Origin of the sequence: Bradyrhizobium sp. CIAT3101 (genome assembly GCF_029714945.1) — a bacterium.
Taxonomy (GTDB): Bacteria; Pseudomonadota; Alphaproteobacteria; order Rhizobiales; family Xanthobacteraceae; genus Bradyrhizobium.
In genome coordinates this window covers 7303508-7317924 of sequence record NZ_CP121634.1, presented here as the reverse complement: position 1 = coordinate 7317924, position 14417 = coordinate 7303508, and the positions used below count along the sequence as shown (strand labels likewise).

Annotated in this window: 13 protein-coding genes and 1 pseudogene; 3 read left to right on the top strand and 11 right to left on the bottom strand. The window is 65.7% G+C overall.

What is annotated here, in order from left to right:
* The first annotated feature begins 57 nt into the window (after window positions 1-57).
* The 3 genes from QA645_RS34195 to QA645_RS34185 all read left to right on the top strand — a co-directional run bounded on the left by QA645_RS34195 (window position 58) and on the right by QA645_RS34185 (window position 3678).
* On the top strand, window positions 58-732 hold the full coding sequence (locus tag QA645_RS34195; protein WP_007607077.1) for a dienelactone hydrolase family protein: 675 nt from the start codon (window positions 58-60) through the stop codon (window positions 730-732).
* Window positions 733-963: 231 nt separating this feature from the next.
* Window positions 964-3129: an anthranilate synthase component I gene (locus QA645_RS34190; protein ID WP_283045629.1), complete on the top strand. Its 2166-nt coding sequence runs from the start codon at window positions 964-966 to the stop codon at window positions 3127-3129.
* Window positions 3130-3138: 9 nt separating this feature from the next.
* The gene (locus QA645_RS34185; RefSeq protein WP_254129324.1) at window positions 3139-3678 is read left to right on the top strand and encodes an adenine phosphoribosyltransferase; all 540 of its coding nucleotides are present in this window, start codon (window positions 3139-3141) and stop codon (window positions 3676-3678) included.
* Between the two features lie 19 nt (window positions 3679-3697).
* Here QA645_RS34185 and QA645_RS34180 read toward each other — a convergent pair whose 3' ends face one another.
* From QA645_RS34180 to QA645_RS34130, 11 genes and pseudogenes are all read right to left on the bottom strand, one after another.
* The gene (locus QA645_RS34180; RefSeq protein ID WP_283045627.1) at window positions 3698-4030 is read right to left on the bottom strand and encodes a GIY-YIG nuclease family protein; all 333 of its coding nucleotides are present in this window, start codon (window positions 4028-4030) and stop codon (window positions 3698-3700) included.
* A gap of 90 nt (window positions 4031-4120) precedes the next feature.
* Window positions 4121-4789 carry a hypothetical protein gene (locus tag QA645_RS34175; protein WP_254129326.1) on the bottom strand — a complete coding sequence of 223 codons (669 nt, stop codon included), beginning with the start codon at window positions 4787-4789 and terminating at the stop codon, window positions 4121-4123.
* Between the two features lie 60 nt (window positions 4790-4849).
* Window positions 4850-5602 (bottom strand): hypothetical protein, encoded by a 753-nt coding sequence (locus QA645_RS34170; RefSeq protein WP_254129327.1) that lies wholly within the window; start codon window positions 5600-5602, stop codon window positions 4850-4852.
* Between the two features lie 215 nt (window positions 5603-5817).
* Window positions 5818-7062, bottom strand: a complete 1245-nt coding sequence (locus QA645_RS34165) for a M48 family metallopeptidase (protein WP_283045624.1) — start codon at window positions 7060-7062, stop codon at window positions 5818-5820.
* 32 nt (window positions 7063-7094) lie between these two features.
* Window positions 7095-7655 (bottom strand): LemA family protein, encoded by a 561-nt coding sequence (locus QA645_RS34160; RefSeq protein WP_254129329.1) that lies wholly within the window; start codon window positions 7653-7655, stop codon window positions 7095-7097.
* A gap of 134 nt (window positions 7656-7789) precedes the next feature.
* Window positions 7790-8767, bottom strand: a complete 978-nt coding sequence (locus tag QA645_RS34155) for a small ribosomal subunit Rsm22 family protein (protein WP_283045623.1) — start codon at window positions 8765-8767, stop codon at window positions 7790-7792.
* Window positions 8768-8826: 59 nt separating this feature from the next.
* Window positions 8827-12291, bottom strand: coding sequence for a chromosome segregation protein SMC (smc, locus tag QA645_RS34150; RefSeq protein ID WP_283045622.1), 3465 nt, complete (start codon window positions 12289-12291; stop codon window positions 8827-8829).
* A gap of 217 nt (window positions 12292-12508) precedes the next feature.
* A complete protein-coding gene (locus tag QA645_RS34145; protein ID WP_254129332.1) occupies window positions 12509-13165 on the bottom strand; it encodes a DsbA family protein in 657 nt (218 codons plus the stop codon).
* 137 nt (window positions 13166-13302) lie between these two features.
* Window positions 13303-13793 (bottom strand): annotated as a pseudogene (locus QA645_RS34140) (DciA family protein).
* A 12-nt stretch (window positions 13794-13805) separates the two neighbouring features.
* Window positions 13806-14129, bottom strand: coding sequence for a HigA family addiction module antitoxin (locus QA645_RS34135; RefSeq protein WP_283045620.1), 324 nt, complete (start codon window positions 14127-14129; stop codon window positions 13806-13808).
* The gene (locus QA645_RS34130) at window positions 14101-14385 is read right to left on the bottom strand and encodes a type II toxin-antitoxin system RelE/ParE family toxin (RefSeq protein WP_283045619.1); all 285 of its coding nucleotides are present in this window, start codon (window positions 14383-14385) and stop codon (window positions 14101-14103) included. Before QA645_RS34130 ends, QA645_RS34135 begins: the two co-directional genes overlap by 29 nt.
* Window positions 14386-14417 lie beyond the last annotated feature (32 nt).

Genomic DNA, 14417 nt, shown 5'->3' with positions numbered 1-14417 from the left:
CGCGCGCAGCCGCCAAAATACCGCCAACCGCTCCCCAGAAACCCATCGGAGGACACCATGGGAACCGCCATCACCTTCAAGCGTCCGGACGGCAAGGACGCCTCGGGCTATCTTGCCAACGCGGCGCGCGGCAACGCGCCGGGCGTGGTCGTGATCCAGGAATGGTGGGGCCTGTCGGACCAGATCAAGGGCCTGTGCGACCGCTTCGCGCTCGCCGGCTTCGATGCACTGGCGCCCGATCTCTACAAGGGCAAGGTGGTGCCGTATCACGACACGGATGCGGCCGGCAAAGAGATGAACTCGCTCGATTTCATGGATGCCACCACGCAGACGGTGCGCGGCGCCACGCAATATCTGTCGCGCAACGGCGCCAAGGTCGGCCTGACCGGCTTCTGCCTCGGTGGCGCCGTCACCATCATCGGCTCGGTGCATGTGCCGGAGCTCGCCGCCGGCGTCGTGTTCTACGGCATTCCGCCGGAGCAGGCGGCCAAGCCCGCCGACGTCAAGATCCCGCTGCAGGCCCATTTCGCCAACAAGGACGATTGGTGCACGCCGGAGCTGGTCAACGGCTTCGAAAAGGCCATGAAGGCCGCCGGCAAGTCGCTCGAGCTGTTCCGCTATGACGCCGAGCACGCCTTCGTCAACGAACAGCGCCAGGCCGTGCACGACCGCGAAGCCGCCGAGCTCGCCTGGGGCAGGGCGACGGAGTTTTTCCGGAAGCATCTGGGGTAGCCTCCGTAGCCCGGCGTGCGGGGTGGCGCCCTTGACGCCGTCCCCGCGCCATGGTGAGTATCCGCCCCATGAGCACCGCAGCCCGCCCATCCCGTCGTTGGTGGCGCACCTCCTAAGAGGTGGCCGGTGCGATTTATTTCCCCCCAATCGCTAGAGGTCGCCAGCACAGCGCGGCGGCCTGATCGTTTGTCCTGTGTGGTGTTCCCTCGGCAAGTTTCGTAAGAGGACCCCATGAACAGGACAGTCTTTGCCCTCCCGGCCAGAAGCGACTACGTCACCCGCGGCGGTCTCGCGATCACGCGCGTGGCCGAACAGTTCACCGGCCACGCCGACCGGCTCGACGATCTTATCAGCCTGCTCGATCGTCGCCGTGGCGTGGTGCTGTCCTCGGGCACGACCGTGCCCGGCCGCTACGAGAGCTTCGACCTCGGCTTTTCCGATCCGCCGCTCAAGCTCGAAACCACCGGGGTCAATTTCAAGCTCGAAGCGCTCAATGCGCGTGGCGAGGTGCTGATCGCCTTCCTCGCCGACGTTCTGCGCGAACCCTGCGTCGTGATCTCCGAGAAGACCACGACGCGGCTTGCCGGCCACATCATCCGTGGCGACGCGCCGATCGAGGAAGACCAGCGTACGCGGCGCGCCAGCGTGATGTCGCTGGTGCGCGATCTCGTCGCCGCTTTCTCGTCCAATGACGATGGGCTGCTCGGCCTGTTCGGCGCCTTCGCCTACGATCTCGTGTTCCAGATCGAGGACCTCGTGCAGAAGCGTCCGCGCGAGAATGATCAGCGCGACATCGTGCTCTACGTTCCCGACCGCTTGCTTGCCTATGACCGCGCCACGGGGCGGGGCGTCGTGCTCAGTTACGATTTCGCGTGGAAGGGCAAATCGAGCGAAGGCCTGCCGCGCGAGACGGCCGAGAGCCCGTATCTGAAGACGGGGCGCCAGGGCTTTGCCGATCACGCGCCCGGCGAATATCAGGCCACTGTCGAGACTGCGCGCGCGGCCTTTGCCCGCGGTGATCTCTTCGAGGCCGTGCCGGGCCAGCTCTTCGCCGAGCCGTGCGAGCGCTCGCCGGCCGAAGTGTTCCAGCGCCTCTGCGTCATCAACCCGTCGCCCTATGGCGCGCTGATGAATCTCGGTGACGGCGAATTCCTCGTCTCCGCTTCTCCGGAAATGTTCGTGCGCTCCGACGGACGCCGCGTCGAGACCTGCCCGATCTCGGGCACGATCGCGCGCGGCACCGATGCGATCGGCGATGCCGAGCAGATCCGCCAGCTGCTGAACTCGGAGAAGGACGAGTTCGAGCTCAACATGTGCACCGACGTCGATCGCAACGACAAGGCGCGCGTCTGCGTCCCCGGCACGATCAAGGTGCTGGCGCGGCGGCAGATCGAGACCTATTCAAAGCTGTTCCATACCGTCGATCATGTCGAAGGCATGCTGCGTCCCGGCTTCGATGCGCTCGACGCCTTCCTCACCCATGCCTGGGCCGTGACCGTCACAGGTGCGCCAAAGCTCTGGGCGATGCAGTTCGTCGAGGATCACGAGCGCTCGCCGCGGCGGTGGTATGCCGGCGCGATCGGCGCGGTGAATTTCGATGGCAGCATCAACACCGGTCTCACCATCCGCACCATCCGCATGAAGGATGGTCTCGCCGAGGTCCGCGTCGGCGCCACCTGTCTGTTCGACTCCGATCCCGCCGCGGAAGACCGCGAATGCCAGGTGAAAGCCGCAGCCCTGTTCCAGGCGCTGCGCGGCGATCCACCGAAGCCGCTGTCCGCGTTTGCCCCCGATGCCACCGGTTCGGGCAAGCGCGTGCTGCTGATCGACCACGATGACAGCTTCGTCCATATGCTGGCAGATTACTTCCGTCAGGTCGGCGCCAGCGTCACCGTGGTCCGCTATGTGCATGCGCTCGACATGCTCAAGCAGAAGAGGTGGGACTTGCTGGTGCTGTCGCCCGGCCCGGGCCGCCCGGAGGATTTCGGGATCAAGACAACCATCGATGCGGCGCTGGAGAACAAGCTGCCGGTGTTCGGCGTCTGCCTCGGTGTGCAGGCGATCGGCGAATATTTCGGCGGCGAGCTCGGCCAGCTCACCCATCCCGCGCACGGCCGGCCCTCGCGGGTGCAGGTGCGCGGCGGGCGCTTGATGCGCAATCTGCCGAACGAGATCGTGATCGGTCGCTACCATTCGCTCTTTGTCGAACGCGACAGCATGCCGGATGTTCTGAGCGTCACTGCGAGCACCGAGGATGGCGTCGCCATGGCGCTGGAGCACAAGACCCTGCCGGTCGCAGGCGTCCAATTTCACCCGGAGTCGCTGATGTCGCTCGGCAACGAGGTCGGCTTGAAGATTGTCGAGAACGCGTTCCGGCTGGATGCGCCGGTCAATTGAGAGGCACCAATGACCTTTGACCACGACCTGAAGGCGAGCGTCCGCACCATCCCGGATTATCCCAAGCCGGGGATTATGTTCCGCGACATCACGACCTTGCTCGCGGACGCACGCGCCTTCCGCCGCGCGGTCGACGAACTGGTGAACCCCTGGGCCGGCAACAAGATCGACAAGGTTGCCGGCATGGAGGCGCGCGGCTTCATCATCGGCGGCGCGGTGGCGCATCAGCTCTCGGCCGGCTTCGTGCCGATCCGCAAGAAGGGCAAGCTGCCGCACACCACCGTGCGCATCGCCTATTCGCTGGAATACGGCATCGACGAGATGGAGATGCACATCGATGCGATCCAGCCCGGCGAGCGCGTGATCCTCGTGGACGATCTCATCGCCACCGGTGGCACCGCGGAAGGTGCGGTGAAGCTGCTGCGCCAGATCGGCGCCAATGTCGTCGCCGCCTGCTTCATCATCGACCTGCCCGATCTCGGCGGCGCCGCCAAGCTGCGCGCGATGGACGTGCCCGTGCGTACGCTGATGACGTTCGAGGGGCATTGAGCAGCCGCCGCGGCGATCGTCAGATCGCCTCGGCCTTCAGCTCCGTCAGCCAATGCAGCATGCGCTCCTTCAGCAGCGCGTTCCTGACATAGGCGCTTTCCTCATCTTCCAGCCGTTCGCATTCGCTGAAGGTCAGGCCGGCCTCACCATGCGCCTTCCAGGCGGCCTGAAGGCTGCGGCAGGGGTGGCTGCCCTGGCGCAGGGTGAACCAGATGCGGTTCTGGATGGTCTCCAGGTTCGGTGCCTGGCCGACCCAGGCCTCGCCTGAGGCCGCGCAGCGGACCGCATAAATGCCCGCAACGGTCTTCCGCTCCTTGTAGGCGGCGATGGCTGCTTTCCGGTCGATGCTCACGGCTGGGCCCTGGCTGGAGGGGACGTTGAAGCTCGTCTCACTACGCCCAACGTGGCCAGTCGTCAATATTATCCGGGTATAATTTGCGACCTAGGAGCGTTGCAGGATCAGGCTGAGCTCAAGTTCGCGGAAGGCGAGGTAATTGCGCCGGGTCCATTGGTGCAGCTCGGTCGAGGAGTCCTTCTCCTGGCGCAAATAGCCGGTGAAGGAGAAGTTCAGCCGGTCGATATAGGTCTTGAGGAAGCCCGGCAGCGCCGGCAGACGGAACAGCCGGCCACCGGCCATCGCGGGCGGCAGCTCGCCGCGGATGACGAACTCGTTGTCGACGGTGATCAGGTTGATCCGCGGGATCTGCTGGCGCAGCATCTCATGGGCGCGGGCCGAGACGCGGTCGGTGTCGGCGACGAACAGGATCATCGGCGCCACATGCCGGCGCGCCGCTTCCTTGAGCAGGCCGATCTCTTCGGTCATCTTGAAGAATTCGTCGAAGGCGTGGAAGCCGAGGTCGATGACCTTGGCAAGCCCGTCATCGACGATGACGCGGTCCATCAGCTGCATCTTGCCGTAGGTGTCGACCACGTCAGCGGTTTCCGTGACCTTCGGCAGATAATCGAGCAGCGACGGTTCCTTCAGATTGACGTCGAAGGCCGTGACGTTGCCGTTCTTGAGCAGCAGGAATTCGGCGAGCAGCCGCGCCAGCAGCGTCTTGCCGACCTGCGGGCGGGGCGAGCAGATGATGTAGAGGGGCGTCGCGGACATCGACAGCTATATCAGGCCAACTTGCCGCCCAATCCAGCCGTATCAGCCCGGCCTGCGCAACTATTTTTCGCTGTTGCGGGAGGTGGGCTTCGAGCCGACGATGTCTGTCAGCCGGATCCGGTCGAATTCGCTCCAGACGTTCGCCAGCCAGTGCCGGACATAGCCGCGCAGCACGAACGAATAGTTCGCAGCCTCGTCGTTGATGCCCTTGTTGGCGACGAATTTCAGGAACGGAACGGACGAGACCTCGACCTGTTCATAGGCCATTTCGTTGAGCTTCGGGATCGTCAGCTCGGTCGCATCCTTGATGCGGTGGAAGTAGGAATTGTAGGTGGCCTGGTCCCACTGGAAGAACTGGGTGTCGTTGATGAAGTTCTTTACCAGGAAATATTTTGCGCCGGTCATGAACCCGGCCGTCTCGGCGATCTCCTCGAGCGAGGCGATCGAGGGGCCGAGGATGTGGAACACCGCAAAGGTGATCTGGCCGGCCTTGGCGGCATCGAGGAAGCCGATGTCGCGCAGCGACGCCAATGCCGGCGAGAGCAGGCCGGCGCGGACGTCGATCACGGTCACCGACGGGCTCACGGCGTTCAGCGTGTCGAAGATCTTCATCTGGTCCGACGTCGTCGTCATGTCGACGATCTCGGTAATCTCCGGGTGGAAGCGCTTCAGCGTTCCGCGCGGTGACTCCGTGTCGAAGGCGCGCGTTTGCACGTTGTTGGCGGAAAAATAATCGAGCAGGGTGCGGGACACCGTCGTCTTGCCGACCCCGCCCTTGTCCGCGCCCACCACAACCACTGCCGGCTTTGCCATTGCTGTCCCCTAACGCGCCCCCGATCGCGAGGTCGCAATCGGCCGGGCCCCAAATCGATGTCCCAAGGATGTCCCAAGGAAGTCCCAAGTCTGCTGTTGGGCGCGAACATGGCAGAAACAAGGGAGAATTCAAATCTCTGGCACAGCTCGGCGGCAATTCCCGCAGTTTTTCCCAAACGTTGTGAAACCGGCGCGAGGCGCGGCAGATCGCAAGCTCAGTGGCGGCCCCACGGACCCATGGGATTGCCGATGGGACCCAGCGGATTGCCGGCTGCGGTTCCGGCAGGGCTCGGTGCAGGCACGGGCGGCGGACCGGGTGGGTTGCCTGCATCGTTCCACGGGCCACGCGGGACCGGAGGAGGGGCGTTCTGCGGATCGGTCTGTGCGTCGGGCTCGTCGGTCTCGGGCTGGTCCGTCTCCTCAGAGGGTGGCGGCAGCGGACCGGGATCATGGCCGCCGGCGAACTTGACCAGCGCGTCGACGCGGGACTGCACCGAGGGGTGGGTCGCGAACAGATCCGAAAAGCCTTCGCGCGGATTGTCGAGGCAAAGCTCCATCACCGCGGAGGTCGCGCCCGGCAATTCGCCGCGGTTCTCGATCTTGCGCAACGCGGAGATCATGGCATCGGGATTCTTGGTCAGCTCGACCGAGCCGGCGTCGGCCAGATATTCGCGCGATCGCGATAGCGCCAGCTTGACCACTTGCGATACCAGCCAGGCCACCACGATCAGCACGACCGCGATGATGATGACCACGATGGCGCCGCCGCCTGAGCTCTTGTTGTCGCTGGACGAAGAGGACGACCGCGACGACGAGGAAGAACCCGACGACCACGAGCCGCCACCGGAGCTCCAGCTCAAATTGGTGAACAGCCGGAAGAACAGTTCGCCGAAGAAGCCGACCACGCCGGCGATGATGACGGCGACCACCATCAGCTGCACGTCGCCGTTCTTGATGTGGGTGAGCTCGTGGCCGAGCACAGCCTCGATCTCCTGGTCGTTCAGCGCTTTGAGGAGGCCCGTTGTGACGGTGATCGCATATTGCCGCGGGTTGAGGCCGGTCGCGAATGCGTTCAGCGCCGGGCTCTCCATGATCTTCAGCTTCGGCATGGTGATGCCGCGCGAGATGCAGAGATTTTCCAGCAGATTGTAGAGCCGCGGCTCCTCCTGCCGCGTGACGTCATGGCCGCCGGTCACCGCGTCGATCATCGACTGATGGAAGAAATAGGCGATGATGATCCAGGCAACTGCCGCGATCGTCGCAAAGGGGAAGGCCTTGAGCAGGTCAGCAAAGGCGCGGCTCAGATAATAGGCGACGGTCTGGTTGCCGTTGCTGACGACCTCGGCGACCAGCGCGCCGGCATAGACCAGCACATAGACCAGCGCGAACAGGCCGGCGAGCAGCAGCATCGAACGAAACTTGTTCGAGGCGATGTGCGTGTAGAGACCATACGCGGCCATGACGCGTTGCCCTGCCGGTCTGTCGGCTCAGATCAGAACTTCACCTGAGGCGCAGCCTCGACCTCGGCGCGGCTCGCGCCCAGATCGAAGAAGTCCTTCTTGGTGAAGCCGAACATGCCGGCGAACAGAGCCGCGGGCATCTGCTGGATGCCGGTGTTGTATTCCTGGACCGCGTTGTTGAAGAAGCGGCGGCTGGCCGCGATCTTGTTCTCGAGGTCGGAGAGCTCGGACGCGAGCTGCTGGAAATTGGCGTTGGCCTTGAGGTCGGGATAGGCCTCCGACAGCGCGATCAGCCGGCCGAGCGCGCCGGAAAGCTGGTTTTCGGCGGCGGATACTTGCGCCGGCCCCTGCGCCGACATCGCCGAATTGCGCGCCTTGATGACGTCGTCGAGCGTGCCGCGCTCGTGCGAGGCATACCCCTTCACCGTCTCGACCAGGTTCGGGATCAGATCGTGACGCTGCTTGAGCTGCACGTCGACGTCGGCAAAGGCCTGGCCGACGCGCTGGCCCAGCGCTACCAGCCGGTTGTAGGCGCTGAAAGCGAACAGCACGAGGACGACGATGACGCCGAGAACGATCCAGCCGGTCGACATGGAGAACTCCTGAAGGGGAATTGGGGCGGACAGCGTAACCCAAAATGGGGCCGGGGCGAGCCCCGCGCGGAGGGAAGGTAAGACTTGGTCGGATCGGGAGCCATCCGAGTTCAAGGGAAAAACCCGGAACGGGGTTAACTTTCGGACAGAACGGCATCGCCCCAGCGCCAGCGACGGGCGCCTGCATAGGCGGCCTTGTCGCGCCGCGCGACCTTGGCGAGTTCGACACCGTCCTTCGTGCAAAGCTTGGCCGTGATCTCGGCCTTGCCGACATCTGGCGGCGCCAGCACGCGCGCGGCGCGCGCTGCCGGCGGTGTGCGGGTCAGGGCAACGTAGATGAAGCGTTCGTCCTCGAACGGCACCTCGGCGCCCTTGATCTGGCGGTGCGCCTGCGAGCGTGGCAGGCGCTGGTTGAAATGGCACCAGTCGGGCGCAACGAGCGGGCAGGGCCTTTCGTGTGCGCAGGGCGCGGCTACAAAAGCGCCAAGCGCGGTCAGTTGCTGGCGCAGTGCAAGGATGCGGGCATAACCGGCGGGCGTGCCCGGCTCGATCACGACCAGTGCGTGGCGCGCTTTGGCCCACATCGTCGCTGCGAGCTTGCGCTGATCGCTCTCGCCGAGCTCACCGATGACGTAGCTCGCGACGACGAGATCGGCTTGCGGCACCTCGGCGAGGTTGGTGCCGGCATCGCCTGGCAGATAGCGGCAATCCGCGAGGCGCGAGCTGTCGCGCACGAGCTCGAGCGCGAGCCGGCTCAGCGTGGCGTTGGCGTCGAGCAGCGTAAAATCCTGCAGCGACGAAAAGGCCTCCGCGGCGGCCCAACTCGCGGTGCCCGGGCCCGCGCCGACGTCGAGCAATGTTTCGGGAGCGAGATCCGGCGCAATCTCGGTGAGCGCGCTCAGGCTTGCGGCGACGGCCGCGTAAGTCGCCGGCATCCGCGCCAGCGCATAGGCAAGCGCATCGGCTTCCGACTTGATCGTGGCGGAGCCGCCGCCGGCGCGATAGGTCGTCGAGATTTTCTGCGATCGCTGCGCAGCGTCGGTGCGGGAAAAGCCCTGCAGCCTAGCGTCGAGCGCAGCTTTGAGTTCGGCGGGGAGGGTGGGTGAGATCATGATGGCCTACCGTCATCCAGGGTTCTCGCTCCGCGAGGTCCGGAATGACGGCAGAGATATCACGCCACGTTCTGATCGAGAATGTCCACGGCTTCGGACAGGCTCACCGAGACGAGTTGGGAGACGCCGCGCTCGGCCATGGTGACGCCGAACAGGCGGTTCATCCGCGCCATCGTGATCGGATTGTGCGTGATGATGACGAAGCGCGTGTCGGTCGAGCTGGTCATTTCGTGCAGGAGGTTGCAGTAGCGTTCGACGTTGTGGTCGTCGAGCGGCGCGTCGACTTCGTCCAGCACGCAGATCGGCGAGGGGTTGGTCAAGAACACCGCGAAAATCAGCGCCATGGCGGTCAGCGCCTGCTCACCGCCCGAGAGCAGCGACAGCGTCTGCGGCTTCTTGCCCGGCGGCTTTGCGATGATTTCGAGGCCGGCTTCCAGCGGATCGTCGCTTTCGATCAGGTGCAGCGCGGCCTCGCCGCCGCCGAACAGCTCGACGAACAGGCGCTTGAAGTGGTTGTTGACAACCTCGAACGAGGTCAGGAGCCGCTCGCGCGCTTCCTTGTTGAGGCTCTGGATGCCCTGGCGCAGCCGCTTGATGGCTTCGACCAGGTCGTCGCGCTCGGTAACGAGGCCCGTGTGCTGGGTCTCGACCTCGCGCAGCTCTTCCTCGGCGCGCAGGTTCACGGCACCGAGGCGCTCGCGATCCCGGCGCATCTTTTCGAGGTCCTCCTCGATGTCGTGCAGCGGCGGCAGCTCCGCGCCGGGCTCGAGCTCGGCGAGGCCGGCGACGGCCTGCGGCTCGACTTCGAGCATGTCGCGGATCTCGCGCTCGATGTCCTCGAGCCGGCGCCGCGAACCTTCCATGCGCTCCTCGGCGCGGGCAGTGGCTTCGCGCGAGCTGGAGAGCGCTTCGAGGGTCAGCTTGGCGACACGATCGGTCTCGGCCATCGCGGTCTCGGCGGTGGCGAGCGCATCGGCGGCCATGCGGCGGTCGTTCTCGGCGTACTCGATCTCGGTGATCAGCGCGCTGCGCTTCTCGGCGAACACGGCGGGCGCGTTCTCGAGGTCGCTGCGCTCGATCGAGACCTCGGTGATGCGGGTCTGGATGGTGTCGATATGGGAGGCCGCGCTCTCCTTGCGGTTCTGCCATTCGGTGCGCTCGGCGAGGATCGCCTGGACGCGACGGTCGGCGAGCTCGGCCTCGCGCGCCAGCGCCTGGGCCTCGGCGCGAACCTGCGCGGCCATGCGGCGATGGTTTTCGATGTCGCTGCGGACGGCGGCGAGACGGGTCTCGGTGTCCTCGCTCGACGGCAGCTCACTGATGCCGGCCTCGGCGTATTCGTAGGCGGCCTCGGCCTCGGCGCGATCGGCGGCGAGACGGCTGTGCGCTTCCGACAGCGTCGCCTTGCGCGCGGCGTGGCGGCTGATCTCGCGCTCGGCCGTGGCGTGGCGCTCGCGTGCGACGTTCAGCTCGCGCTGCGCGGCGCGCCAGGCCTCGCGGCTGGCGCCTTCGGTGCTGGCGGCCATCTGCAGTTCGGACTCGGCGTTTTCCAGCGCCTGACGCTTGATCTGCGCGTCGATGCGGGCCTGCTCCAGCTCGTTCTCGATGTCGACGAGACGGGCGCGCTCGGCGAGGCGCCGCGCGGCGCCGGTCGGGGCGTGGGCGGCGGCGACAAAGCCGTCCCAGCGCCAGACGTCGCCTTCGGGCGAAACCAGCCGCTGGCCGGTCTTGAGCTGCGACACCAGCTCGGCACCGCGCTCGCGCGGCACGACGCCGATCTGCGCGAGGCGGCGCGTCAGCTCGGCCGGCGCCTGAACATGGTTGGCGAGCGGCGTGACGCCTTCGGGCAGTTCCGGATCGCCCTCGGTGACGCCGGCATTGGTCCAGCGCATCGGCGCCGACGGATCGACGGGCGCATCGAGATCGTCGCCGAGCGCGGCGCCGATGGCCTTTTCAAAACCCTTGTCGACCGTGATGCCGTCGATGATCGGCGGCCACAGATTCTTGGTCTCGCCGTTGACGATCTTGGAGATCGTGCGCGCCTCGGTGTCGAGCCGCTGCACGCGCTTGTCGGCTTCGACCAGCGGCGAGCGCGAGGATTCCAGCGTCTGGCGCGCGGCGACGTGCGCGGCTTCGCTCGCCTGCGCGGCAGCTTCGGAGGCGGCGAGCGTCTGCTCGGCGGTCTCGACCACGGCGGTCAGTTCGTCGAGATCGCCGAAGCCGCCGGTCTCAGTGGCCAGCTTCTGCTCTTCCGCGGAGACGTTCGCGATCTCCTGGTCGAGACGCGCGAGCTTGTCGCGGTGGGTACGGACGTTGGCTTCAAGCTGGTTGCGCTTGGCGGTCAGGTCGGCGAGCGCGGTGGTGAGCTCGGAAAACTGCTGCTCGGTTTCGGTCAGCACCGCCTCGGCCTCGCCGACACGTTCGTCGACGCCGGAGCGCTTCTCGACGCGCGACTTGATTTCTTCCTTCAGCTCGGCATCTTCGGTGTCGAGCCGCTGCAGCGCGACGTCGGCGTCCATGGTCTGCTGCTGGGCGCGGGAGATGTCGCCCTCGAACTGGGCGAGGCGACGCTCGAGCTCGGCGACACGCTCCTTGGCGCGCTCTTCCTCGCGGTCGAGCAGCTCGCGGGCATTGGTCAGGCGCTGCAGGCCGGCGGCGGCGCGCGCTTCGGCATCGCGCAGCGCCGGCATTTCGGCGGCGCGGATCGCCTGGATACGGGCGGCTTCGGCCTGATGCTGGGTACGCTCGGCCATCTCGCGCACGGCGAGATCATGGGTCTGGCCGGATTCATTGACATCGGCGTGCGCGCCGATCCAGCGCAGGTGGAACAGCGTGGCTTCCGCCTTGCGGACCTTGGCCGCGACCTCGCGATAGCGCACCGCCTGGCGGGCCTGCTTTTTCAGGCCTTCCATCTGGCCGGAAAGCTGGCCGATCACGTCCTCGACACGGGTGAGGTTGGTCTCGGCCGCCTTCAGCCGCAGCTCGGCCTCGTGACGGCGGGCGTGCAGACCGGCGACGCCGGCGGCGTCCTCCAGCACGCGGCGGCGCTGCTCGGGCTTGGCCTGAATGATTTCGCCGATCTTGCCCTGGTGGACGAGGGCGGGCGAACGCGCGCCGGTGGCGGCGTCAGCAAACAGGATCTGCACGTCGCGGGCGCGGACGTCACGGCCGTTGATGCGATAGACCGAGCCGGCTTCGCGCTCGATGCGGCGAGAGATTTCGAGCAGCTGGCTGTCGTTCATCGCCGCAGGCGCGGTGCGATCGGCATTGTCGATCGTCATCGTCACTTCGGCGTGGTTGCGCGCGGGACGATTGCCGGAGCCGGCGAAGATCACCGCGTCCATGTCGGCGGCGCGCAAGCTCTTGTAGGACGTCTCACCCATCGCCCAGCGCAGCGCCTCGACGAGATTCGACTTGCCGCAACCGTTGGGGCCGACCACGCCGGTCAGGCCGGGCTCGATGACGAAGTCCGTGGGCTCAACGAAGGACTTGAAGCCGTGCAGGCGTAGGCGGGTGATTTTCATAAGCACGCATCTCTGTTGGCAGGCGCGAATCCCCCTGCCGAGACAATACCATGGAAGGCAATGTCACTCTCTGGGGCGAGTCGCGCTCGGCGCCTCATGCGGCGGACAATGGCCGTGGTGTGCCGCGAGGGCAACCTGCGAAAGCCGCTTTTCCCAAGGGATTTATGCCGGGAAAGCTACGGCTTTCGAGATGCGAATCAGGATCTTGACGAGCGAATCAGCTCTTCAGCAGCGGATTGATCTTCTTCGCGAATTCCTCGAACGAGGTCTCGCCCTTGATCTTCTCGCCGTTGATGAAGAACGTCGGCGTCGAATCGACCTTCAGAACGTCGCTGGCATATTTCTGGTCGGCGGCGATCTTGTCGAGCAGCGCTTGGTCCTTCAGGCAGGCTTCCACCTGCTGCTGGGTGAGGCCGGCCTGCTTGCCGATCCGCGTCAGCGTCTCGGTGGTGTTCTTCATCACCCAGTCGTTCTGCTGGCGGAACAGCATGTCGGTGACGGCGAAATATTTCGGCGCGTCGCCATTGGCGATGCAGCGCGACAGCATCGAGCCGGCGGCGGCCTTGATGTCGAGCGGGAACTCGCGGAAGACGTAACGGATCTTGCCGGTGTCGATGTATTCCGACTTGATCTTGGGGAACACCTGCTCGTTGAAGGCTGCGCAATGCGGGCAGGTCATCGAGGCGAATTCGGTGATGGTGACGGCGGCGTCCTTCGGGCCGAGCGCCATGTCGGGCAGCGACACCGGCTTGGCGACATCGCCGGCGGCCTGAGCCATTGCTTCGGAGATGAACCGCAGCGGCGAGAGCCCGGCGAGCGCGGCAAGACCGGTCAGCGACAGCATCGTGGTGAAGGCGCGGCGGGTGATGATCAAGGTCGGCTCCCGAATTGGCGTGGTCTCGCGCCCTGAGCTCCCATCAGGGTTCCCGGGCGGCCTGTCGCTAGCTTGAAACGTGGTTTGAGGCAATGGCGAGCGGCAGGGACGGGTCCAGATTGGCCGCGAAATGAGGCTCAATTTCGCTTGATGGCGGCCCCGAGCCGCGCCAGCGCCGTCTTCAGTTCTTCATCTTCGATATCCCCCAGGCTCTCCGCCACCTTGGCGACGGCCTTGGGGTCCGGCGGGGCGGGCCGGGCCGGGCGGCGGGCACGCGACAGGGGGCCTGGCGGAAGGCGAGCTTGCCGACCGCGCTCCAGCCGAAGAAGCGGTTCACCCGCTCCAGGATCACGTCGGCCGAGTGCTGGATCTCCAGCGCCATCGGGCCCTCGACCCGCAACACCAGCGTCGCCGGCTCCTGCGGCTGGCCCTCGACCGGCCGCGGCCATTGCATCTTGAGCGGCTCGGCATGGGCGGCGATCTCGGGTCCCGCAATCTGCTCCCACCGCGTCACCAGCTCGCGCGCCGCAAAACCCTGCTTGGCATAGGCCTCGGCAAAGACGTCGTTGAGCAGGATCCCGAGCGGCTTGGCGCTGATGGGGCCGGGTTTGGGAGGGAATTTGGCCATGGGCCGTGTCCGCTACGCTGCCGCGCGAGGCCGGATGGCCTTGAGGTCGCGGTCGATCTCGCGCCGTCGCTGCATCAGATCGTAGTCCATCTGGAGCCCCAGGAAAAAGCCCTCCGACAGACCAAAATAGCGGGCAAGCCGCAGGTCGGTGTCAGCCGTGATGTCGCGCTTGCCGAGTACGATCTCGTTGATCCGCCGCGGCGGCACGCGCACAGCGCGCGCCAGCGCATTCTGGCTGAGGTCCATCGGCTTTAAGAACTCCTCGAGCAGGATCTCGCCGGGATGAGGATTGCGGAGGAGCCCGTTCCTAATCGTGGTAGTCGACAATTTCGACATGTTTCGGTCCTCCGTCATCCCAGACAAAACAGATGCGCCACTGATCATTGATCCGGATCGAATGCTGACCTTGGCGATCGGCCTTCAGTGCTTCGAGCCGGTTGCCCGGGGGAACCCTGAGATCGGTCAACACCCGCGCTTGATTGAGTAAACGCAGTTTTCGCAAGGCTACATTCTGAATGTCGGGCGGCAGTTTCCTGCTGCGTCGCCCGGACCAGATCAGCTCTGTCTCGGAGTCGGCGAAGCTCTGGATCATGTTTGTGTATAACGCAAGGCGTTATAGCCCGC

Coding starts and splice junctions, on each gene's coding strand:
- QA645_RS34160 (WP_254129329.1), bottom strand. CDS start 7,655: ATGTCGACCGGCTGGATCGTTCTCGGCGTCATCGTCGTCCTCGTGCTG.
- QA645_RS34190 (WP_283045629.1), top strand. CDS start 964: ATGAACAGGACAGTCTTTGCCCTCCCGGCCAGAAGCGACTACGTCACC.
- QA645_RS34170 (WP_254129327.1), bottom strand. CDS start 5,602: ATGGCAAAGCCGGCAGTGGTTGTGGTGGGCGCGGACAAGGGCGGGGTC.
- smc (WP_283045622.1), bottom strand. CDS start 12,291: ATGAAAATCACCCGCCTACGCCTGCACGGCTTCAAGTCCTTCGTTGAG.
- QA645_RS34135 (WP_283045620.1), bottom strand. CDS start 14,129: ATGTCGAAATTGTCGACTACCACGATTAGGAACGGGCTCCTCCGCAAT.
- QA645_RS34155 (WP_283045623.1), bottom strand. CDS start 8,767: ATGATCTCACCCACCCTCCCCGCCGAACTCAAAGCTGCGCTCGACGCT.
- QA645_RS34195 (WP_007607077.1), top strand. CDS start 58: ATGGGAACCGCCATCACCTTCAAGCGTCCGGACGGCAAGGACGCCTCG.
- QA645_RS34165 (WP_283045624.1), bottom strand. CDS start 7,062: ATGGCCGCGTATGGTCTCTACACGCACATCGCCTCGAACAAGTTTCGT.
- QA645_RS34185 (WP_254129324.1), top strand. CDS start 3,139: ATGACCTTTGACCACGACCTGAAGGCGAGCGTCCGCACCATCCCGGAT.
- QA645_RS34130 (WP_283045619.1), bottom strand. CDS start 14,385: ATGATCCAGAGCTTCGCCGACTCCGAGACAGAGCTGATCTGGTCCGGG.
- QA645_RS34175 (WP_254129326.1), bottom strand. CDS start 4,789: ATGTCCGCGACGCCCCTCTACATCATCTGCTCGCCCCGCCCGCAGGTC.